We start from the raw sequence: 20,915 nt of genomic DNA, 5'->3' as shown, positions 1-20,915 counted from the left end.
GCTCACCGGGCAAAACCCCTAGAATGAAAGGACAGTCGGAAAGGAAAATTAATGGAAATCAAAATCGGAATGAAGTCCGTAGCCCGCGAAATCGCCCTCGATATTGACAAATCCCCCGAGGAACTGCAAAAACTGCTCAAAGATGCCATCTCCACAGGAGAAATCATTGATTTGGTGGACAAGCGCGAGTCGCACACCCTCATCAATGCGGGCAGCATCGCCTATGTCGAGTTTGCTCCGGAGCGTCAAAACCGGATTGGCTTCGCCATCTGATTTCCTTTAGAAAGTTAAACCTAAGTCTTCCATCCTGCGGGAATGCTGCTTTTGGATTTCTTCCACCTTGTCGTTAACAGCTATGCCTGCGGGCAGGAGCAGTGGGTAAGCATCCAGGATAGCTCTGACCCCGGCTACGGCCTCTCCCGCAACGCGACGCCCCCACATGGATAGGCGCGACTCTACCGTCGGGTCAGCCGCGATTCCGTCACGCAGCCGAGCCCGCACCCACTGGGTCAGTCCAGCAGACCCGGAAACCCCCAGAATTTCAATCATGTCAGCCCCGACGAACTGTGCTGCCAAATCCTCCATATCCGCTAAAATTCCCACAAAAATGTAGCTTTTCACCATGCGTTCCCACCAGTCACGCGGGCGGGTTCGCCGCTCCATATCGTCAAAAAAGCCCACGTACGGCTGGGTCAAATCCGCCAAATCTAAGCCCCGCCGGTTAGCAAACGCTTCCAAATCATCGATGGCGGTCACAAACGAAACCCCCATCCGCGCCAACGCCAACTGATCAGCAAAATCGGTGGTCTGGGACACATCCCGAGCCAGCCTCGCGTACGCCGTAATTCGCGTGAAAGCCACCAAACCCAGCATGTGCGCCGTGCGTTCTTCCGAAATTTCCATAGGTTCATTCTAGGCGCTGCGTTGCGGTAGGACATACGAAACTCAAGACACTGCCTGGAAAAGTTGTCAAAATGGGGGGATGGGGATTTCTTTTTTTCTGAACTTGGAACCAGCCGGGGCTCGTCATCGGTCTGCCGCTCGCTTTTGGGGCGATAGCCGCCTGCGGCGGCGGGCCGGCGTGACGCTGGCAGTTGTGGGACTGGCTGCGACCGGGCTGGTAGCGGGTAGCCCCGAAGCAACTTTTGTGCCGGGCCAGCCTGCCGCAGCACAAGCGGCACCGGGGAACAGTGAGACGGTGGCTCGCGCCGAGTTTGAGGCCTTGTGGGACTTAGCAGACAAGGTCACCCCCTTTTCTTCCGGAACGGTTATCTCTTCGTGTACCCCCGGCACTGCACAGCCTGAGGCTGTCCAAAAAATGCTCTCGACCTGGAACTATTTCCGCTCGCTCAATCGCCTCGCGCCGGTCAGTTTGCCTGCCCACTACGCTCCACAAGGTCCGGCACAAGCAGCAGCCCTCACCGCTGCGGCAGGCCCAATCGCGTCAGGAGCCCCCGACTCTGTTCCGGGCGCGGTGTGCCTCAACGATAACGTGAAACTCGCCTCGCGTTCGGGTGTCATTGCCCGGTTGGACGGTATCGTCACCCCGGCCACGGAAGTCTTGCGATATATCACCGAAGCCTCGACCGCGAACACCAATGACAACCTGGGTCATCGGCTCCAGATGTTTTCGCCCGTCCAGGCAAACGCTGCTATCGGGGCGGTTTCTATCGGAACCTCCGGCCCTACCGCCACTTCTATCCAGCTTTTCGACACGACTTATGAGGCCGCCGGAAGGCCCGTCCACCCCAGTTTTTGGGATTCCACGAATCACCAGCCGCCGAGCATCGCGTGGCCAGCGGCGGGGTATTTCCCTTCCCGTATCCTGCCTACTGGAGCGGGCGAAAACGTGTCCCGCTGGTCTTACTCGGGCCAGTGTGCCGATTTGCGGGCTGCCGAGGTCCGTGTGACCGGCCCCGCGGGAGATATTCCACTGCAGGTCATTCACCGTTCGGAACCCGGGGTCGACCCCAATCTAACACCGTGGGAATACGGCGGATATGACACGGTTTTATTCAAAGTTCCCCTGAATCAGCTGATTATTCCCGACTTTTACAATGTGGCACCCTATACCGTCAGTATCTCTAACATCCGCACCGCTCCAAACTGTCAACCGGTCCCGACCTCAACCAGCTACCAGATAAACCTGTTTAACTCGGATTGGCCCTCCGACCCCAACGGCGACGCAGATCAAGACGGGGTGATTAACTCGCTGGATTCCCGTCCACACATCCCTGACCTGCACGCTGACCGGATTGGCGGTGCAGATCGATTCGGAACTTCCGCTGCCATCGCCAAATTATCAAACTCACGACCTGCGGTGGTTTACCTGGCTCGGTCCGATGTTTTTGCTGATGCCCTGGTTGGCGGAGTTCTCAAGGATGGTCCGGTACTGTTGGTCCCTCCCGACACCTCTCCCGTGTCCCCGGTCATTTCCGAGACCCTGCGTGCGCTGGGACCCAAGCAAGTGGCGGCTTTGGGGGGAACCGGCGCTATTTCGGACGCTCGGCTCTATGAACTCGCCGGGGGGCACGCCGCTTTGCGGATTGGTGGAGCCAATCGAGTCGATACTTCCGTGATGATTGCCCGCCGAGCCTTTTCAAAAGCAAATTCTCTCTATGTTGCCAACGCCTACGGACCTGGTGGCAGTGTCTCACCGGACGCACTGACCGGAGCCGCCTTGGGAGACGGACCTATCGTCCTGGTTGATTCGTCCTCCCCCGCTATCGCCACCATCCGTCAACTGGCGACAGACCTGCAGGTAGACCGGGTAGTCGCCCTGGGCGGGCCAGCGGCCGTGTCGGACGCGGTATTGCAAAGCATAGCCAATGGCAAAGCGACAACCCGTCTGGGAGGCCAGAACCGCTACGAAACCTCGCGAGAAATCGCTTTGGAATCCGCGCGTCTACAGCCCTCAACCCACGCCTACCTAGCTCGCGGTGACGTGTTTGCGGACGCAGTTTCGGGGGGCCACCTGCGTAACGGGCCAATTTTGCTGGTGCCACGCGGATGCGGAGCCCTGGACAAAAATACCATGCACACCTTAGCAAAACTCAACGCCTTCCAAGTAACTGCCCTGGGCGGATACGCCGCTATTTGTGAAGAAACCTTACGCAGCGCGCTGGAATGGCCAGACTACGTCAACCACAACGTCACCGAGTTCTAGGCTTTTGCCTGCGAAATGGTGAACCAGGCAGGAAAACCACATCCTCCAGCCGGCTCGGTTTACAATGAAAGATATAGGCAAACGACTTTTGAGCACTGACAACGATAAGGAAGATACACATTGAGGAGCGAAAATACCTTGGAAACCGCGGGAACTGATGAGGAAGCCACGGCGGACATCACCGGTATTAATGACTTGGAAGCGAACCAAGACAAAACTTTCGCTGATTTTGATGTGGAACCCGAAATCGTTGCGGCCTTGCGCGATCAAGGCATCATTCATCCGTTTCCGATTCAAGCCCTGACCTTGCCGGTCGCGTTGAACCGCCAGGACATTATCGGTCAGGCCAAAACCGGCACCGGTAAGACTCTCGGATTCGCCATTCCGATTCTGCACGACATTATCGGTCCCGGCGATGAAGGCTGGGACGAGATTCCGGATTCTGGCGCCCCGCAAGCCTTAGTGGTCCTGCCCACCCGCGAACTGGCGAAGCAAGTCGCGGCGGAGATTCGGGCAGCAGCGGCCCATCGAGTTGCCCGAATCCTCGAGATTTACGGTGGGGTCGGATTCGATTCCCAGGTCGACGCGCTGCGCCAGGGCGTCGAGGTGGTAGTGGGCACTCCGGGACGTCTGATTGACCTGATGAATCAGGGCACCTTGAAACTGGGGCGGGTGCGGACCTTGGTTTTAGACGAGGCCGACGAAATGTTGGACATGGGTTTCCTGCCTGACGTGGAAAAACTCATCTCCCAGATTCCCTCGCGTCGCCACACCATGCTGTTTTCTGCCACTATGCCCGGCCCGGTGGTGGCTCTGGCGCGGCGTTACATGTTCCAGCCAACGCATATCCGTGCCGCCGATCCGACTGATTCTTCACAGACTGTACGGCAGGTCAAACAAGTCGTGTACCGGGTGCATTCCTTGAACAAGACAGAAGTCGTCGCCCGGATTTTGCAAGCTCGAGGTCGCGGCTTGACGATTATCTTTACCCGCACGAAACGAATTTGCCAACGATTGGCTGACGATCTCTCCGAACGGGGTTTCGCCACCGGCGCGATTCACGGTGACTTGGGTCAAAATGCACGAGAGCGGGCTTTGCGGGCTTTCCGTCACGGCAAGGTGGACGTGCTGGTTGCCACTGACGTAGCGGCGCGAGGCATAGACGTGGATGACGTGACTCACGTGATTAACTATGAATGCCCCGAAGACGATAAGACCTATATTCACCGCATTGGGCGCACCGCTCGCGCCGGCAACAAAGGCAGCGCCATCACCTTCGTGGACTGGGAGGACCTGACTCGGTGGCGAGTCATTAATCGGACGCTCGACTTGGATTTTTCCGACCCGCGAGAGACCTATCATACCTCTGCGCATCTCTATTCCGACCTGGACATTCCCACTGACGCTACCGCAAACTTGCCGCGGTCCCGACGGGTTCGCGCCGGTTTGGAAGCCGAAGAACTGGAGGACTTGGGTGGACGCGACCCGGGCAGTTTTGGGTCGCGCCGCGGCGGGAAGGGTTCCGGCTCAGGGCGCCGGAAATCTGAGAAGGGCCACGGTCCGCACAAGAACAACAAAAAGAAGCACGGCCTCAAGGAAGGCGGAAAACCCGCAGAACGCGAGGCTGCCGAGGAATCTTCGAAGAAGGAACGTCAACGTAAACGCACTCGTCGTCATAAGTCCGACAAGGCTGGAAAAGGTAAGGGGGCTCGCTGATGATTGATCACCTTTCTCCCTATGAAGGTGTCGTTTTTGGCGCTTTAATAGGATTGGGCATCCTCTCGATGCTCTCGGCTGAAGAAAATACCCAGATGGTAGGTGCTTGCCTATTGGCAGCCGGTTTTTGGGGCGGAGTCATTGCCCTGGTGCGCGCTCTGGTGCATCGCGAACCCGGCGGCTTGTATGTCATCTCCTTTGTCGCAGCACTGATTGCCGGCTTGATGAAGTTCTTTGTGTTTTCCGACATGGGCAAGAATGGCGGAAACCGGGTCATTTGGACTTTCATAATCGGCATCGGCCTCGCCGGGTTAGTCGGCACAGCTCTGAACGCTTTGATTCGCAAGCCCCCAGAAGACCCGGAAACGGCAGCGAAGCAGGCCTCCCCCGATTTTGACGAATCCGAGGAAGCCGCTCCCCTGCACGGAATGGATGAAGCCGCGGAAGATTCCGCCACGGCGACTGACGAAGTTCCCCCTGAGGATTCCGCCCCGGACTTGTCATAATCCGCGCCACACACCTGTGGCCCGCCCGGCCCAGGATGACTCCGGAACAGGGATATCAGTCTTGGTGAATGGGAAACCGCCGCGGGTTGCCACCGAGCGCGTAGACTTGAGGACATGAGTGATCAAAAAGAAACCCGCGGCAAGAACCGCTCCCGTCAGCCCCAGTCCAAAGAGTTTAAGAAGTTTATCGGCGAGAACTGGGGTCCGCGTCCCACCGATGGCTACGAACGGTCTAGTGCTGCTCCCTACGCGCTGCGCCGCCGCGTGAAGTTGGGGGAAAAGTTTAAAGGAGTGCGACTGGTCGTCCCTGCTGGCGCTCTAGTGGTGCGCAACAATGACTGTGACTACCGATTCCGGCCGCACTCCGCGTTTTCCCACCTGACCGGCTTGGGAACTGACTTGATTCCCGATGCCGTATTGGTTTTGAACCCGGTTCGGGAAGGTGAAACCGGTGAAGGCGAAGGAACCCACACCGCCACCGTCTTTTTCCGTCCTCGCGCGTCACGCGCTTCTGAGGAGTTTTACGCAGATTCGCGTTACGGCGAGTTGTGGGTTGGGGTGCGTCCCTCGCTGGAGGAATTCGAGCGCATGTGTGGGATTCCCTGTGCCCACCTGGAGACACTGCCCGATTTATTAGCTAAAGATGCTGGTCAGGTCCAGATTGCGATGATTTCTACCTCCGATTCCCAGGCCGCGGCAGTGGTGAATCAGGTTCGCGAGCAAGCTGGGATTGACCCCGATGCCGCCAAGAAACTGGACAATTCGCTGGAGGAAGCAACTTCTGAACTGCGCCTCATTAAGGACGATTGGGAAATCGAGGAGATGCGCAAGGCTGTCGCTGCTACCAAAGAGGGCTTTGAAGAGGCGATTCGATCTTTCCCGCGGGCGGTGAAACATTTCCGCGGCGAGCGCGTGGTAGAAGGTGCATTCGGAGCGCGTGCTCGGGAAGTCGGTAATGGCCTGGGCTATGACACGATTGCGGCTTCCGGGGAGCACGCCGCGACCCTGCACTGGATTAACAACGATGGTGTGGTGCGGGAGGGCGACCTCATCTTGATTGATGCCGGAGTGGAGCTCGATTCGCTTTACACCGCGGACATCACCCGAACCCTGCCGATTAATGGTCATTTCAACGAGGTGCAGCGTCGCGTTTATCAAGCGGTTCTGGACGCTGCCGACGCGGCTTTTGACCAGGCGAATCAGCCGGGATGTATTTTCTCTGATGTCCACAGCGCCGCCATGCGCGTCATCGCACAGAGGCTTGACGAGTGGGGTCTGCTACCGGTTTCCTGGGAGGAATCACTGCAGGAGGATGGTCAGTATCATCGCCGGTGGATGGTGCATGGCACTTCACACCACCTGGGCATTGACGTTCATGATTGCGCCCAGGCGCGCCGCGAAATGTACAACGGAGCCAGGCTGGAACCCGGCATGATTTTCACCATCGAGCCCGGACTGTACTTCCGAAAAGACGACTTGGCAGTTCCCCCGGAGTATCGGGGCATTTCCGTGCGTATCGAGGACGACATTTTGGTGGGACCCGGCGGCAAATGCGAGCGTATCTCACAGAATATCCCCCGTACCGTGGCTGACGTGGAAGCCTGGATTGCCCGCGTACAGGCAGAATAGCGCCGCGACTGCCCCGAGTTCGGAAGGCTCCGGCTCTGTCTGACATTCACGAGATTCCCCGTGACCCGCATGTCAGGCCGGCCCCACCGGCGAATCATTAGGATGTGGATATGGCCTTGAAAATCGACCCCCACGTGCATTCCGCGCTCTCCGATGGCACGGATGTTCCGCGTGAATTGCTAAAAAAGGCACGTGTTGCCGGGTTGGATGTAATCGGGGCAGTCGATCACGATACGTTCGAGCACTGGGAGCCATTTCGCGCCGCCTATGCCGAGTTAACGGCCGAAGGGGCTCGTCCGCCCGCGATTATTTTAGGTACGGAAATCTCCACGAGCGTGGACCGCTGCCCTATCCACCTGCTGAATTATCTGCCGAATCCCCACCGCGGCAGCGTCCGAGCAATATTAAAAAATGCCCACCACGATCGCTTGGAACGCATGCGGCGCATGGTCACGAAAATCAACCAGGATTATCCGCTGACGTGGTCAGACGTGCAGGCAGAGATTACCGGATTGACCCCGGGGCGACCGCATATCGGTGATGCCCTGGTGCGGAAAGGCTACTTTCAGACCCGCTCCGAAGCGTTCAAAAAGGTCCTCAATCCCGGCTCCCCCTATTACGTTTCGCGCCCCATTGTTGACAGTTTCGCCGTCCTGGAGGCTATCCGCGCCGATGGCGGGGTTCCTGTGCTGGCTCACCCGTTTTCGTTGACGCGCAGCAAACGGAGGCTGGACCCCGCCATAGTTCGGAAACTCGCTCAAAACGGCCTGCGGGGTATTGAAGTCAACCACCGCGAACATGATGCCCCAGCCCGCCAATTGGCCGCAGGGTTGGCCCGGGAGCTCGATTTGTTTGTCTCCGGGGCTTCGGATTACCACGGGGCGGGCAAACCTAATCAGCTGGGTGAAAACACCATGCCCGAAGCCAGCCTGCGCCAGATTCTCGCCGCGGGTGCCAGCCCACTTCTCGGCGAGCTACCGCCGAGTTAGGAACCGCTACCGGCCTTGGATTGAAACTGTTGCAGTGCTGCTTGAACGGTCGCGGCATAGATATCTTGCCCGGCGGGGCCGGGATGAACCTCGTCACTGGCCAAAAGGTCCGTATGACCGGCGATAGCACTGTCCCAGCTGGCGACTTTCACCCGGTCAGGGTGGGCGCCAGCCAGGGCATACATGGTCTGGTTAGAGATTTGAATCCACTCCTGGGAAGCCCGGCCGTGACCGGTCACGAACACAAATCTTGTCTGCGGGAACTCGGCGAGCAGAGCTTCGCCATCTTGAACTCGAAACGTCGAATTCGTGGCGAGAGCAAAGACTACGTAGGGACGTAGCGTGCCTTGGGCTTGACGAGCCCGCATGATGCCCACACCTGCCGCTGAGCTGCGTGATACCGCCGCGTCTATGGTGGCACCGGGCAGAGTTTGGACGAGTTTCGGTGCCGCAGCCAGAGTCACCGAGTCCCCAATAATGTCGACTTGGTCCCCGGAGATTGGCTCACTAACCTCAGAAGGCTTGGTTGACGTGGTTGGCTTAGTTTGGGGAGTTGGCTCGGATGGTTTTTCCTCCGCACCAGTTTTCGAGTGGTGGCTGTCCTCCGGCTTTTCGTTATGAATAAAGTTCGCCCCGGCTTCAACAAGTTGTTCGGCAGCGGTTTTTTCTGGAGCTATGGCGATAGAGATGACCAGCGGCAGCACCGCGACCACAGCCGCCATCCAAACCAGGGAGCGCCGCCACCACGACACCCGCAACCGGGAGGAAACCGCCGGGCTCACGGCCTTTTGCGAACGCGGCGCAAACCAACGTTTCCAGGTGACGATTAAACCGTTGTGCCGCATGGGTCTCTCGACATATTTGTAACTCACAGATGCCGCCAATATCGATATCACGGCAATAATCACCAGCGCCGCCCACTGCGGCAATCCCCGCCAGAGGCTGTTGACCAGCATGAACACTGGCCAATGCCACAGGTACAGGGAATAGGAGCGCACACCTAGCCATTGCAGGGGAGGCCACGACAAAAATTCGACCAGGACCTGACCCGGTCCGCTCACGCCGGAGACTTCCTCCAAACAAGCCTGAATAATCCCGATGGTCAGCACACTAACCGCCAACACTCCCCACGGATAGGTGAAGGGATCGCTGTCACGCAGCATCAGGAAACTGACGAACACCCCAACCATGCCTACCCAAGCCGCCAAACCGCGCAACCGGACTGTGGAACAATCCAGGTAATGCGGGGTGTTTTCCAACGCCAAGGGGAACAGCAAAGCCAAAGTCGCCCCCAACATCAGCCCGAAAGCGTGCGTATCGGTACCTTCGTAGATGCGGGTTAGATTCCCTCCCCCGGCTTTTAACACCGCCATTTCGCTCACAGAGGCCAAAGCCAGCAGTGCGGGCACCAACCACCGATGCCGGGTGGGAATCAGGAAAGCCAGCAACAAAATCAGGGGCCACACCAGGTAAAATTGCTGCTCCACCGCCAAAGTCCACATATTCGCGAGGAACTGTGGGTTGGTCCGGTCAAAATAGGAGCCCCCAAAAGCCACATTGACCCAGTTATAGGTGTAGGTCAGGGTTCCCAGGACTTGATACCAGATGCCCACTAGGAAATCCCGGTTCACCAAAGCTGCCAGCGGCACGGTCACCAGTACGGTCAAGGTTACGGCGGGAACCAGTCTCCGGAAGCGCCGCAGCCAAAACGCACGGACATCGATGCGCCCGGTGAGGCGCTGTTCACGCGCCAACAGGGCTGTGATCAGGAATCCAGACAGCACAAAAAATACGTCTACCCCCAGGAACCCTCCCGGCAGCCAGTTCGGAGCTACGTGGTAAACCAGCACCGCCAAAGCTGCCAATGCTCGGATCCCGTCCAAGCCGCGCAGCTGGTAGCGCGGCATTTTTGGGTCTGGTGAGGATTGCAAAGCTGTCTCGGCCTGGGGGGATGCGGCGCTGCGCGGGGACACACGGGGCTTTTCCTCGCTGGTTCCAGAGACGCTAACGCGGCTTTCTCCCGATGCTGCCGGTTGCTTCAGGCGAGGTCCTTGCCGTGGAGGAGGCGGTGCGGCGGGGTGGAGATGCCCACTGGACTGGGACTTGCCGAATCCGAAAATCACCTTACCCCCTCATCACTGCCGCGTATATAACAAGGGTTAAGCCTAGCGCCCTAGTGTGAAAAAACCCAGCGCTGGCATTAGCATGAAGGTATGACATTACCCACTACAGATGAATTGATGAAAGCCCTGGAGAAAGTCATTGACCCTGAGATTCGCCGGTCAATCACCGATTTGGATATGGTCCAGGAACTGAAAATTGACGACTCGGGCCACGTTTTTGCCCGCATCGCCCTGACTATCGCGGGATGTCCCCTGCAGGCTCAGATTGAGCAAGATGCCAAGGCGCGCCTGGCGGAAGTTCCCGGCGTGACCTCCGTGGAAGTGGAAATGGGTGTCATGAGTCGCGAGGAACTGGACCGGGTCAAGGAAAAGCTGCTGGGAGCCAGGCCGGTAATCCCCTTTACTCAACCGGACTCCCTGACCCGTGTCTACGCCATTACTTCTGGAAAAGGCGGGGTCGGCAAGTCCTCGGTCACCGCTAACCTAGCGGCCGCGATGGCGGACTCTGGCCTGAAAGTGGCGGTTTTGGACTGCGATATTTACGGATTCTCGATTCCGCGCATGCTCGGGTTAGAGGACGCGGCCCCCACCCCGGTGGGAGACATGATGATGCCACCCACTGCTCACGGGGTAAAAGTTATTTCGATGGGCATGTTCGTTCCTGACGGACAGCCGGTGGTATGGCGCGGGCCGATGCTGCACCGGGCTTTGGAACAGTTCCTGTCCGAGACTTTCTGGGGAGATTTGGATGTGCTGCTCCTAGACCTGCCCCCCGGTACCGGCGACGTGGCGATTTCGGTGGCACAGCTGCTGCCGAACTCGGAAATCGTCGTCGTGACCACCCCGCAACTCGCGGCGGCCGAAGTCGCCGAACGTGCCGGTTCGATAGCTTCGGGCACGAACCAAAAGGTCGTAGGGGTGATTGAGAATATGAGTTACCTGACCGGCCCGGACGGCTCTCGTATCGAGGTCTTTGGAACGGGAGGCGGCGAGCAGGTGGCCTCTCGGCTGTCTCAGATCTTGGGTTACGAAGTTCCACTTTTGGCACAGATTCCTCTGGAAGTCGCCTATCGGGAAGCCTCCGATGGCGGTGAGCCCCTCTCCACCAGCGAGGCTGCCAAGAACGGACAATCCGTCGCCGGGGCGGCCTTGCGTTCCGCAGCCGCTACTTTGAGCAAGCGGGCACGCAGCCTGAAGGGTCATCGTCTGAACGTCACCGTGAAATAGCGGCAACATCGGGTCTGCGGGGCGGGTCTGGAATGGTCGATTCCTGGCCCGCCGTATGGGCGCTACCGAAGGATAATTAACGGTTTTTAATTGCTACCAGCAGCCCGTCTCCGACTGGCAGCAGGTTTGCAGTCCATTCTTCGGATTCCTGAATGTGACGCAGCACTTCGCGCATCGCTACAGTGTCCGGTTCACGCCGAGCAGGGTCAGCCACCGAATCATTGCACATGGCGTGGACTATGACCAGTAGCCCTCCGGGGCGCAGAGCTGGGTTTAACAGTTCTACATAGGCTTGGGTTTCGCCAGGATCCCCGTCTACCACAGCCATGTCGTAGGCTCCCCGACTGAGGCGCGTGAGGACTTGCAGGGCGCGTCCCGTAATCATGCGTACTCGTGTGAGCGAGATACCCGCTCTCGTCAGGATTTCCTTGGCGACCGCGTGAAGTTTCGGGTCGACATCAATAGTGGTCAATACCCCATCCGCGGGCATTCCGGCCAGTGTCCACAGGGAGGACACCCCGGTTCCGGTACCGATTTCCAGTACGGACCGAGCTCCAGAAGCCCCGGCCAACATTCGTAGTGTCGCCCCTGCTCCAGGGGATATCGGCACGGAACCGAGCTCTCTGCCTCGCTGCCTGGCGATGGCTATAGTTTCAGACTCCGGTAAAAATTCTTCCGCATACGACCAGCTTGAGGTCTTATCGATGGAAATTTTAGACTCGTTAAAACGCGGCACTATTTCAAAAACTTCTCTAGTTCCTTAGCTAAGGTAGCGACTTCCTCATCGTTGAGTTCAATAACCAAACGACCGCCCCCGTCTGCAGGAATACGCATCACGTTACAACGCGGTTCTTTAGTGACTTCCAGGGGTCCGTCCCCGGTGCGGGGTTTCATGGCTGCCATTTGTTCCTCTTTTCAAAAACGGCTTTACCTCTCTATTATACGGGAAGTTCCGGCATTGATTGGGAATTATTTTCAGACAGGTATTGCAAATGCGCCGTTTCGCGGGCTCAGCTTCGGTCAATGTGTTTTCGGCAAAGTGTTCTTTACCATATAGAGAGCTTCTTCGGCGGTGTCAACCACCTGAATAATGGAGGCGTCCGCGACACTAGCCATACCTTCCTCAACCAGGCACTTACGAACCCATTTCATCAACCCGTCCCAATATTCGTGCCCGACCAACACTATCGGGTATTGCTGAATTTTGCTGGTTTGACGCAGCGTGACGCATTCAAAAAGTTCATCCAGAGTCCCGAAACCGCCGGGCAGAACCACGAAGGCTTGGGCATATTTCACGAACATGGTCTTGCGTACGAAAAAGTACCGAAAGTCAATCCCCAAATCAACGTATTCGTTGATTCCTTGCTCATGAGGTAACTCGATTCCCAGACCAATGGTCATTCCATCGTTGCGGCGGGCCCCTTTGCTGACCGCCTCCATCAGCCCCGGACCGCCCCCGGTGATGATGGAGAACCCGGCTTGGGCAAAAACTTTGCCGATATCTTCGCCGAGCCGATAGTAGTGCGTGCCGGGTTCGACTCGGGCAGAGCCGAACACCGTGACGGCTTTTCCGACATCCGCCAGAGACTCGAAACCGTCAACGAACTCCCCCATGATTCTAAGGACTCGCCACGGATCCTCCTCGGTCCACTTCGGATCGACTCTCGAGCGCAGCAAAGCCTGATCCGCCAGTTCCCGCTGCATCCCGCCCCGGGAACGCCGGTTAAAAAAAGTCTTCATACCCAGTCCTTATTTCGGTTCTTTCGCCCGCGGCACCTGGCCCTGGCTATCCTGCCGAATTGTCCTTGCTTGGCAACCGTATCACCAATTATCAGCAGCGCCGGACGCAACTTTAACGTTTTGGGCAAACTCTTGGGTTGTCACCAACAGCTGACCTGCGGATTCCACCACCACCGCGCCGGGGATTCCGATAATCGCGACGCCTCTCAGGTTTTCTGCCCTCACCAGGGCGGCGGGGGCGGCATCGGTATAGACCGGGATTTCCGGGCTCAGATTCGCCAGTTCAGAGGCGTTACTGACGACACGGCGCACCGCTTCCCAATCGCCCACATCTGACCATCCCAAGTCCGGGCGCGCCGGCACCACCGCAACCCGTCCGTCTCGTGCCAACGGTTCAGCCAACACGGTATCTATCGGCGCCGCAACGACACCCTCCCACAATGCGGTTTTCGCGTCCGGGCTCAACGTTTCCCATCCTGCAGCCAGTTTTCGCACCGCCGCGCCTGACCCCGGCACTCGCACCTCCAGAGCATCGAGCAGCACATCACTGCGCACCACAAACATACCCGCGTTCCACAGGTAGTTCCCGGTCGCCAGCCAAGCGCTGGCAGTGGTTGCATCCGGTTTTTCCGTGAAGGACTGCGCCCGATGAACCCCGCTGAGTTCTCCGTCCAGGGCGGGCCCCACCTCGATATAACCGAACCCGGTCGCCGGTTCGGTCGGCACAATTCCGATGGTCGTAAGCCATCCGGCTTTGGCAGTCGGGACAGCCTGGGCGAGGGCTTCACAAAACGCCGCGGGGTTTGCGATGAGATGATCCGCCGCGAAAGACCCGACCACGCAGGTTCCGTAACGCTGCTCTATCAGAGCAGCTCCCAAAGCTATGGCCGCCATAGAATCGCGCGGGCTAGGTTCCGCCACGCAACGCACCGGAACCGACAAGTCCAGAGCAGTGACTTGTGCGGCTAAAGCCTCTTGGTGAGGTGCGCCGGTTACGAAAGTCAAGGATTGACAAATCGGCGCCAAACGTGCCGCGGTTTGCTGCACCAGGCTTTGCGTCCCGTTGATGTTGAGCAGGAACTTTGGCTTCGCAGCTGTCGACCAGGGCCACAGCCGCCGCCCGTACCCCCCAGCAGGCACTATCGCATGAATTTCCACAAAACAAATCCTACCGGAGGCTAGGCGTGAGTTTTTGTGTTGAACAGAGTAGGCTTGGCCTCGTGTATTTACCTCCTCGTAAAGAAGGCCAGGTTTATTTGGGCATGATTATTCCCGTGCCCGAACCCTATGCTGGCGAGCTGCAAAAAGTCACGAAAACTGACGGCGTACCCCCGCACGTCACCATAGTGGAACCGCGCGCGGTGGATCGTGCACAAGTCCCTGATATTCAGGCGCAGGCTGCCGAAATCTGCCGGTCCTTTTCACCGTTCGTCATCAGCTTCGGTAACATCGGAGATTTCCGGCCCGTGTCCCCGGTCGTCTATATCGAGGTGCAGCGCGGACACGAGGCCTGCAAAGAACTGGCCAAACGACTTCGCTTCGGCCCCCTAGACACCGAGTCACGCTTTCCCTACTATCCACACATCACCTTGGGAACCAACGTCACCGATGAGGACCTGGATCGGGTAGCGGCCCTGTCGAAGCGTTCCCACGGCTTTTTCATGGTTGACGGCGTTGACTGTTCCCTGCTTGAGCCGAACCATGTCGAACAGTTAGCCATCCTCCCGCTGGGCTCGGGAATACCCGAAAGCGTCACCGGTGAACTGCCCAAAATTTTCGCCCATCCTCAGTTACACACTTGAAAGTGCGGAGGCCCCGTGACGAAGCAACTTGATTCCCCGCCAGCCGAGCCCGCTGCCCCCGCAGGAGTGATAGAACTCCTGAAGGCCTTCCTGGAGTGGCTCAATACCACGCGAATTATGCGGGCGTACCTGCGTTATCAAAACGCTTCGTCGAACCTGTTGGCTGGCGGCATCGCCTATACCGCCCTGTTTTCTATGGCGGGGATAGTGACCCTGATTATCATGACCGCGCAAGTCATGATTTTTGCGTTCCCTCTAACCAGCCACACTATTTTTCAGGATGTCAATCAATGGATTCCCGGAGCTATTCGGATTGATGGACAACCGGGCTTGATCGACCCCGCTGCGATTGCGACACCCAGCTTTACCTGGGGAACTTTGGTGGTTTTGGTCGTGTCCGTCATGGCGGGAATCCGGGTAGTCGCGGCTTTGCGCGTCAGTATCCAAACTGTTTTCGGACTGCCGCAGCGCCCCGGGGCAGGGTGGAAAAATGCGCTGCGAGATGTGTGTATGTTTCTGGTTTTGTTCCTCGGGGGGATTTTGGCTTCGGTTTTAGGTTCGGGTTCCATCGTTGCGGTCCGAGCCTTGCAGCGCCGGTTGCCGTTGGCGCTGCCGGCTCCCTCCGGGCTAATCAATGCCGGGGCCCTCCTCCTGACCGGCGTCCTGACAACTTTGATTCTGGCTTTCACGCTGCGCTACCTAGCTTTGGTGCGTGCTCCGCGCCGCGATTTGTGGATTGGGACGGGAACGTTAGGATTTTTGTCCACGGCTCTGCAGATGTCAGGAGCCTACCTGGCCTCCAACGTGCCTCCCGCCTACGCCCCGTTTACTCTAATTTTGACGATTGTTCTGTGGGTCAATGTCTTGTGCCGCCTGTTCCTGTATATGTCGTGCTGGATTGCGAACCCGCCGGCGGCTCCCGCTCCGGAGAGGGACTTTCCGCAATTTTCCGAGCGTCCGAACTTCGTGACGGTTTCGGCTCCCGCCAGTTTGTCCTGGCCCCACGATCCTCTTTCTGGCCGGATTTGGTCCCCCGCACAGGAAGAAGCCGCTTGGCGTTTGTCTCAGCAAGTCATTTGGGGTAGCAAAAACCGCCGGGAAACCGCGGCCGACAAACACCTGTCGGGACATCCGGTGGCCCCCGGCACTGCGTCCCGGAAACTGAATCGGAGGTAATACATGAAAGTAACCACTGTCAATGTCAACGGTGTCCGGGCGGCGTTCCGCAAAGGGTTTGGGGACTGGCTGGATAATGACGATTCGGATTTGCTGTGTCTGCAAGAGGTGCGGGCCACTCCACAAGACACCGCAGACTTGTTCGGTCCAGCTTGGGACGTACGAGTGTGGCCCTGTCGGGTGAAAGGCCGCGCTGGGGTCGCGTTGGGAGTACGGCGCGATTCCGGCTGGGAGATTGGTTCAATCACCGAGGGACTGCCCCCGGAGTGTTATGCGGAGATTGGCGAGGAACCGGACGTAGATTCCGGGCGTTGGCTGGAGGGTGAGGTTCACGGACCCAGCGGGGCGACGTTTACCATGGTCAGTGCCTATCTGCATTCCGGAGAGCTGCACACGGAAAAGCAGGAGCAAAAGATGGCTTACCTCAATCGAGTCGGCAAGCGGGTGGACCAGCTGGGGGCGCACGCGATGGCGGGAGCGGGGTCCGATACTCCGCAGGAAGCCCTGATTTGCGGGGATTTCAACATTGTGCGCACCGCCCGCGACATTAAGAATTGGAAACCTAATCACAATAAGACCTCCGGGGTTATGGATGAAGAGATTGCGTTCTTGGACGCATGGATGGCCGACACGCTGTCCGGCATGAAGGGGCTACCCTGCGTAGACGTGGGACGGGCCTTGGCAGGAGACACGGACGGCCCCTATACCTGGTGGTCGTGGCGCGGTAAGGCTTATGACAATAACGCCGGCTGGCGCCTGGATTATCACATGGCTACCCCCGGACTGGCCGGGAAAGCCCAATCGGCCGCGGTGTATCGCACACCGGCTTACGATGCCCGTTTCACAGACCATGCCCCCCTCACGGTAGCTTACGATTTCCCGGTGTAAACCCACACATTCAGCTGTTTTTAAGAAATATTCGGTTATTTCTTAAAAATTTCTAAGAATGCGGTCTATTCGACGATATAATGAGAGAAAGTGGTGTGAATCGTCTGGTAAATGTCTGAATCGGCCCAGGCGAGCTAAGAAAGAGAAAATTCTACAAAATGAAAACTTCTTATTGTGACTCCCGGCTGTTAACTCGTTTTACTAACCGTGCTTTTGTCATCGGTTCCTCAGCCGCTTTGATCATAGGGCTGGGCACCGGTTTTGTCCCGGCTGCTTTCGCAACCGAAACAACTGTTTCCCCCGCAGATGAGGTCTCTTCCCAGGAGTCCCCTGCGGCGCCCACCCCAGCCACCGACCAGACCCCCAGCGACGCGACCACGCCAGCCGCTCCGGTTACCGATCCAGCTGCAAACGCCCCTACCGACTCCGCGAATCTGGCGACTCCGGTTCAGGCTCCACCTGCTCCGGCCGTTGCTCCGGCGGATCCCGTGGAACCGAGCAACCCCGCCTTCACGGTCACAGATGTTGATGACAGCGAAATTCCACCGTTGGAGTATGGCTTCGAACCTAAAAGTACGTATGGAGATGCCCTAGGAAAACTCTCTGTGGACAAAGACTACACGACCCAGCACGATGACACCCTAAAGGTAAACACCGGGGACACCGTGGATATTAAAAGCAATCTGGATATCAACGTGGGACTGCATGCACTGGAAGGTTGGCAGGAAAAAGTTAGCCAGGCTAAAGCCGGGAATCTGACATACAGTGAAGCCAGTTCCGGCTTTCAGACGATTATTTTGGTTCCGGAATACCTGGAGATGCCCAGAGACCCGCAGTCTTACAAACTGGAGACCCACAACGGAAACAAACCTCCGCTGTATCGGATTGCCAGCGTGGTGCGTTCGTCAAAACGACTGGCCGTAACATTGGTTTTGAATAAGCTTTACGAAACAGGAGATAGTAAAGAAGGCGCCTACTTGCGTCTGAAGGACGGTTTCAAGGCCTACGCAAATAAACCGCTGGGCTTGGTTATCTCTGGGGTCAAGGTTAAGGACAAGATATCCCCCGAGGGAACCCAGGCCACATTGGAGTTCAACACTGCGGGATACCTGTACATCGGCGGATTTAGCAGCATAGATCGACGTGAAAAGGCGAGGTATTTTAGTAATTTCCTGAATGGACTGTCTAGGTCTTGGTATACCCTGCAAGGCCAGGAAAAGGGCAGTCTCATCGGTAACGGCACCGATTCCACCCGCCCCCAGAGTCGCGGTATTTCCCTAACTATGGACATCAAGCCGAAACCCATTCCGGCAGAACCCGAGAACCCGAATCCGAATCCGCCGGTCACCCCGGATACGCCGAGTGTCGTCCCCGGTCCCGTTCCGGGAGGGACTGTGGTTCCTCCCAGCGAGCCCGTGCCTCCGGTCGCGGGTGTTACTACCCCGGCAGAGCCCGTGCCTCCGGTCGCGGGCGTCTTTACCCCGGCAGCTCCCCGCATTCCGGTGGCGCAGGTGCCAGAAAAGGCTTTGGCAGCTACCGGTTCGTCTGCCGAAACGCTGGCTGGCGGAGCTATGATTGTGTTCCTCGCCGGCGGAGCCATGATGGTCGCGTCTCGCCGCCGAGCTCGCCGCTAACCACAGACCCTACAAAATAGTGTTCCCGGTCGGAAAACCGACCGGGAACACTATTGAATTATGGGAATAACTAGGCCAGTCCGGCCGCGCGTTCCGCGGCTTCGACCACGTTGACCAGCAGCAACGCCCGGGTCATGGGCCCGACCCCGCCGGGATTCGGCGTCAACCAGGCGGCCACCCGGTCGACCCCGTCCGCCACGTCACCGTGCAATCGAGACTTGCCAGTATCCGGGTCGATAACCCGAGACACTCCCACGTCAAACACGGCAGCGCCGGGCTTGACCATGTCCGGGGTGATAATGCCCGCCACCCCGGAGGCCGCCACAATGACGTCCGCCTGGCGACATTTCGCGGCCAAATCCTGGGTCCCGGTATGGCACGAAGTGACAGTCGCGTTAACGTCTTTTCGCCCCAGCAGTAGTCCGATGGAACGACCCACCGTAGTGCCGCGACCCACCACACACACGTCTTTACCGTTGAAATCCAGACCGAAACGACGACCCAGCTCGATGACAGCACGGGGAGTACAGGGCAAAGGCGAAGTTATCGGCTCTGACACCCGCAATACCAAGCGTCCCAGGTTCATGGGGTGCAGCCCGTCGGCATCTTTTTCCGGGTCGATTGCTTCCAAAATCCGGTTCGTGTCCATCCCCCGCGGCAACGGTAGCTGCACGATATAACCCGTGCAGGCCGGGTCCTGGTTCAACCGTTGCACCGCCGCCATGACTTCGTCTTGGCTGGCGGTAGCAGGCAAATCGACCCGAATGGACTCGATGCCGACCTCCGCACAGTCCCGGTGTTTACCAGCCACGTAGGTTACAGAACCGGGATCCTCACCGACCAGGATAGTGCCCAGACCGGGAATGACCCCGCGCTCACGCACCGCGGCGACACGCGCCTGCAACTCGGCTTTGATAGCGCCAGCGGTGGCTTTGCCGTCCAGGACCTGAGCTGGCCCCTCCCAGGGCGCCCTCATTGCACCAGTCCCGGATAGAGCGGGAAGGCTTCGGTCAGTTTCGCCACCCGAGCCCGATACTTGGACACGTCCACCGCGGATTCGCCCGCGGCACCGTCCACCAACACGGAGGCGATAATGTCGGCGACCTCACGGAACTCCGCCTCGCCAAAGCCGCGAGTAGCCAGAGCCGGGGTGCCGATACGCAGACCGGAAGTAATTGCCGGGGGACGCGGATCGAACGGTACCGCGTTACGGTTCACGGTAATGCCCGCTTCGTGCAGCAGGTTCTCGGCCTGCTGCCCGTCCAGGTTGGAGTTAACCAGGTCCACCAGCACCAAATGAACATCGGTGCCGCCGGTCAACAGGTCGATGCCCGCAGCCTGGCAATCGGGAGCCATCAGGCGTTCGGCCAAAATTTGGGCGCCTTGAATGACGCGCTGCATGCGCTCTTTAAACTCAGGGGTGCCGGCAATCTTTAGCGCCACCGCTTTCGCCGCGACCACGTGCATCAGGGGCCCACCCTGCTGACCGGGGAAAACGGAGCTGTTAATCTTCTTGCCAAACTTTTCCCCATCACGGGACAGAATCAGACCCGAACGCGGCCCACCGATGGTCTTGTGAATGGTCGTGGAAACCACGTCCGCGTAAGGCACCGGGGAGGGGTGCAAACCAGCGGCGACCAGACCCGCAAAGTGCGCCATATCTGTCCACAGATAGGCCCCGACCTCGTCCGCGATAGAGCGGAAAGCCGCAAAATCCAGGTGCCGCGGATAGGCGGACCAGCCGGAAATAATCACGTCAGGGCGCTCGGCCAACGCGAGTTCCCGAACCCGATCCATGTCGATACGCTTGGTGTCCGGTTCCACTCCATAAGCCGCGACCTGGTAGAGCCGGCCGCTAAAGTTAATCTTCATGCCATGAGTGAGGTGACCGCCGTGAGCCAAGCTCAGACCCATAATCTTGGCTCCGGGCTTAATCAGCGCCGAGAGCACCGCCGCGTTCGCCTGGGCGCCAGAGTGGGGCTGCACGTTCGCAAAATCGGCTCCGAACAGCTTCTTGGCCCGCTCGATGGCCAGGGTCTCAGCGACGTCCACGTTTTCGCAGCCGCCGTAGTAGCGTTTGCCCGGATAGCCTTCGGCGTATTTGTTAGTTAAGACGCTGCCCTGGCATTGCAATACGGCGCGGGGCACAAAGTTTTCCGACGCAATCATTTCCAGGGTGTCGCGCTGACGATTCAGTTCAGCATCCAGCACAGCCTGAATTTCCGGATCAACTTCAGAAAGGGGCTGGTTCATGACTTCGGTCATAGTTCCTCCATAGTTTTGCGAGCACAACCCAGGCGTCCGATTGTGTAAATGCGC

At 58.3% G+C, this 20,915-nt stretch carries 19 protein-coding genes; 11 read left to right on the top strand and 8 right to left on the bottom strand.

Annotated elements, in window-relative coordinates; genetic code table 11:
* Positions 1–51: 51 nt before the first annotated feature.
* A complete protein-coding gene (locus tag Q0V70_RS01605; protein ID WP_297587582.1) occupies positions 52–273 on the top strand; it encodes a DUF3107 domain-containing protein in 222 nt (73 codons plus the stop codon).
* Between the two features lie 6 nt (positions 274–279).
* Here Q0V70_RS01605 and Q0V70_RS01600 read toward each other — a convergent pair whose 3' ends face one another.
* Positions 280–903, bottom strand: a complete 624-nt coding sequence (locus Q0V70_RS01600) for a ferritin-like fold-containing protein (protein WP_297587580.1) — start codon at positions 901–903, stop codon at positions 280–282.
* A 79-nt stretch (positions 904–982) separates the two neighbouring features.
* Between Q0V70_RS01600 and Q0V70_RS01595 the strand changes: the two genes are divergently transcribed.
* From Q0V70_RS01595 to Q0V70_RS01575, 5 genes are all read left to right on the top strand, one after another.
* Positions 983–3,166, top strand: a complete 2,184-nt coding sequence (locus tag Q0V70_RS01595) for a cell wall-binding repeat-containing protein (RefSeq protein ID WP_297587578.1) — start codon at positions 983–985, stop codon at positions 3,164–3,166.
* A 138-nt stretch (positions 3,167–3,304) separates the two neighbouring features.
* On the top strand, positions 3,305–4,882 hold the full coding sequence (locus Q0V70_RS01590; protein ID WP_297587799.1) for a DEAD/DEAH box helicase: 1,578 nt from the start codon (positions 3,305–3,307) through the stop codon (positions 4,880–4,882).
* A complete protein-coding gene (locus Q0V70_RS01585; RefSeq protein WP_297587576.1) occupies positions 4,882–5,388 on the top strand; it encodes a transglycosylase in 507 nt (168 codons plus the stop codon). Before Q0V70_RS01590 ends, Q0V70_RS01585 begins: the two co-directional genes overlap by 1 nt.
* A 114-nt stretch (positions 5,389–5,502) precedes the next feature.
* On the top strand, positions 5,503–7,017 hold the full coding sequence (locus Q0V70_RS01580) for an aminopeptidase P family protein (RefSeq protein WP_297587574.1): 1,515 nt from the start codon (positions 5,503–5,505) through the stop codon (positions 7,015–7,017).
* A gap of 110 nt (positions 7,018–7,127) precedes the next feature.
* On the top strand, positions 7,128–8,006 hold the full coding sequence (locus Q0V70_RS01575) for a PHP domain-containing protein (RefSeq protein WP_297587572.1): 879 nt from the start codon (positions 7,128–7,130) through the stop codon (positions 8,004–8,006).
* Here the strand turns inward: Q0V70_RS01575 and Q0V70_RS01570 are convergent.
* Complete coding sequence (locus Q0V70_RS01570; protein ID WP_297587570.1) at positions 8,003–10,129, bottom strand: acyltransferase family protein; 2,127 nt, start codon at positions 10,127–10,129, stop codon at positions 8,003–8,005. The two genes, Q0V70_RS01575 and Q0V70_RS01570, sit on opposite strands and share 4 nt — an antisense overlap.
* Before the next feature lie 90 nt (positions 10,130–10,219).
* Here Q0V70_RS01570 and Q0V70_RS01565 point away from each other — a divergent pair, with 90 nt between their 5' ends.
* On the top strand, positions 10,220–11,356 hold the full coding sequence (locus tag Q0V70_RS01565) for an Mrp/NBP35 family ATP-binding protein (protein ID WP_297587568.1): 1,137 nt from the start codon (positions 10,220–10,222) through the stop codon (positions 11,354–11,356).
* 76 nt (positions 11,357–11,432) lie between these two features.
* On the opposite strand, the gene Q0V70_RS01560 is transcribed toward Q0V70_RS01565, so the two are convergent.
* From Q0V70_RS01560 to Q0V70_RS01545, 4 genes are all read right to left on the bottom strand, one after another.
* Positions 11,433–12,092, bottom strand: coding sequence for an O-methyltransferase (locus Q0V70_RS01560; RefSeq protein ID WP_297587566.1), 660 nt, complete (start codon positions 12,090–12,092; stop codon positions 11,433–11,435).
* Positions 12,092–12,259, bottom strand: a complete 168-nt coding sequence (locus Q0V70_RS01555; RefSeq protein WP_004008170.1) for a DUF3117 domain-containing protein — start codon at positions 12,257–12,259, stop codon at positions 12,092–12,094. The genes Q0V70_RS01560 and Q0V70_RS01555 overlap by 1 nt, the downstream gene beginning before the upstream one ends.
* 117 nt (positions 12,260–12,376) lie before the next feature.
* Positions 12,377–13,096, bottom strand: coding sequence for a TIGR00730 family Rossman fold protein (locus Q0V70_RS01550; RefSeq protein WP_297587564.1), 720 nt, complete (start codon positions 13,094–13,096; stop codon positions 12,377–12,379).
* A gap of 81 nt (positions 13,097–13,177) precedes the next feature.
* Positions 13,178–14,254 carry a mannose-1-phosphate guanylyltransferase gene (locus Q0V70_RS01545; RefSeq protein ID WP_297587562.1) on the bottom strand — a complete coding sequence of 359 codons (1,077 nt, stop codon included), beginning with the start codon at positions 14,252–14,254 and terminating at the stop codon, positions 13,178–13,180.
* A 62-nt stretch (positions 14,255–14,316) separates the two neighbouring features.
* Between Q0V70_RS01545 and Q0V70_RS01540 the strand changes: the two genes are divergently transcribed.
* The 4 genes from Q0V70_RS01540 to Q0V70_RS01525 all read left to right on the top strand — a co-directional run bounded on the left by Q0V70_RS01540 (position 14,317) and on the right by Q0V70_RS01525 (position 18,596).
* Positions 14,317–14,898: a 2'-5' RNA ligase family protein gene (locus tag Q0V70_RS01540; RefSeq protein WP_297587559.1), complete on the top strand. Its 582-nt coding sequence runs from the start codon at positions 14,317–14,319 to the stop codon at positions 14,896–14,898.
* Positions 14,899–14,913: 15 nt separating this feature from the next.
* Complete coding sequence (locus tag Q0V70_RS01535) at positions 14,914–16,074, top strand: YihY/virulence factor BrkB family protein (protein ID WP_297587556.1); 1,161 nt, start codon at positions 14,914–14,916, stop codon at positions 16,072–16,074.
* Positions 16,075–16,077: 3 nt separating this feature from the next.
* Positions 16,078–16,962 carry an exodeoxyribonuclease III gene (locus Q0V70_RS01530; RefSeq protein ID WP_297587554.1) on the top strand — a complete coding sequence of 295 codons (885 nt, stop codon included), beginning with the start codon at positions 16,078–16,080 and terminating at the stop codon, positions 16,960–16,962.
* 158 nt (positions 16,963–17,120) lie between these two features.
* Positions 17,121–18,596 carry a peptidase gene (locus tag Q0V70_RS01525; RefSeq protein ID WP_297587550.1) on the top strand — a complete coding sequence of 492 codons (1,476 nt, stop codon included), beginning with the start codon at positions 17,121–17,123 and terminating at the stop codon, positions 18,594–18,596.
* A gap of 70 nt (positions 18,597–18,666) precedes the next feature.
* Here the strand turns inward: Q0V70_RS01525 and Q0V70_RS01520 are convergent, their stop codons facing one another.
* Together Q0V70_RS01520 and glyA are read right to left on the bottom strand one after the other, a co-directional pair.
* On the bottom strand, positions 18,667–19,572 hold the full coding sequence (locus Q0V70_RS01520) for a bifunctional methylenetetrahydrofolate dehydrogenase/methenyltetrahydrofolate cyclohydrolase (RefSeq protein ID WP_297587547.1): 906 nt from the start codon (positions 19,570–19,572) through the stop codon (positions 18,667–18,669).
* Positions 19,569–20,861, bottom strand: coding sequence for a serine hydroxymethyltransferase (glyA, locus tag Q0V70_RS01515; RefSeq protein WP_297587544.1), 1,293 nt, complete (start codon positions 20,859–20,861; stop codon positions 19,569–19,571). Before glyA ends, Q0V70_RS01520 begins: the two co-directional genes overlap by 4 nt.
* Between the last annotated feature and the right edge of the window lie 54 nt (positions 20,862–20,915).

The organism is uncultured Mobiluncus sp., from assembly GCF_947087965.1.
In the GTDB taxonomy this organism is placed as follows: Bacteria; Actinomycetota; Actinomycetes; order Actinomycetales; family Actinomycetaceae; genus Mobiluncus.
Note: the sequence above shows the minus strand (reverse complement) of the source record. Positions and strands in the feature narration are given on the sequence as shown.

Excerpts from the sequence above, each read along its gene's own strand:
- Q0V70_RS01565 (WP_297587568.1), top strand. The coding sequence starts at position 10,220 with ATGACATTACCCACTACAGATGAATTGATGAAAGCCCTGGAGAAAGTC.
- glyA (WP_297587544.1), bottom strand. The coding sequence starts at position 20,861 with ATGACCGAAGTCATGAACCAGCCCCTTTCTGAAGTTGATCCGGAAATT.
- Q0V70_RS01580 (WP_297587574.1), top strand. The coding sequence starts at position 5,503 with ATGAGTGATCAAAAAGAAACCCGCGGCAAGAACCGCTCCCGTCAGCCC.
- Q0V70_RS01595 (WP_297587578.1), top strand. The coding sequence starts at position 983 with ATGGGGATTTCTTTTTTTCTGAACTTGGAACCAGCCGGGGCTCGTCAT.
- Q0V70_RS01585 (WP_297587576.1), top strand. The coding sequence starts at position 4,882 with ATGATTGATCACCTTTCTCCCTATGAAGGTGTCGTTTTTGGCGCTTTA.
- Q0V70_RS01525 (WP_297587550.1), top strand. The coding sequence starts at position 17,121 with ATGAAAACTTCTTATTGTGACTCCCGGCTGTTAACTCGTTTTACTAAC.
- Q0V70_RS01605 (WP_297587582.1), top strand. The coding sequence starts at position 52 with ATGGAAATCAAAATCGGAATGAAGTCCGTAGCCCGCGAAATCGCCCTC.
- Q0V70_RS01575 (WP_297587572.1), top strand. The coding sequence starts at position 7,128 with ATGGCCTTGAAAATCGACCCCCACGTGCATTCCGCGCTCTCCGATGGC.
- Q0V70_RS01555 (WP_004008170.1), bottom strand. The coding sequence starts at position 12,259 with ATGGCAGCCATGAAACCCCGCACCGGGGACGGACCCCTGGAAGTCACT.
- Q0V70_RS01600 (WP_297587580.1), bottom strand. The coding sequence starts at position 903 with ATGGAAATTTCGGAAGAACGCACGGCGCACATGCTGGGTTTGGTGGCT.
- Q0V70_RS01520 (WP_297587547.1), bottom strand. The coding sequence starts at position 19,572 with ATGAGGGCGCCCTGGGAGGGGCCAGCTCAGGTCCTGGACGGCAAAGCC.
- Q0V70_RS01530 (WP_297587554.1), top strand. The coding sequence starts at position 16,078 with ATGAAAGTAACCACTGTCAATGTCAACGGTGTCCGGGCGGCGTTCCGC.
- Q0V70_RS01550 (WP_297587564.1), bottom strand. The coding sequence starts at position 13,096 with ATGAAGACTTTTTTTAACCGGCGTTCCCGGGGCGGGATGCAGCGGGAA.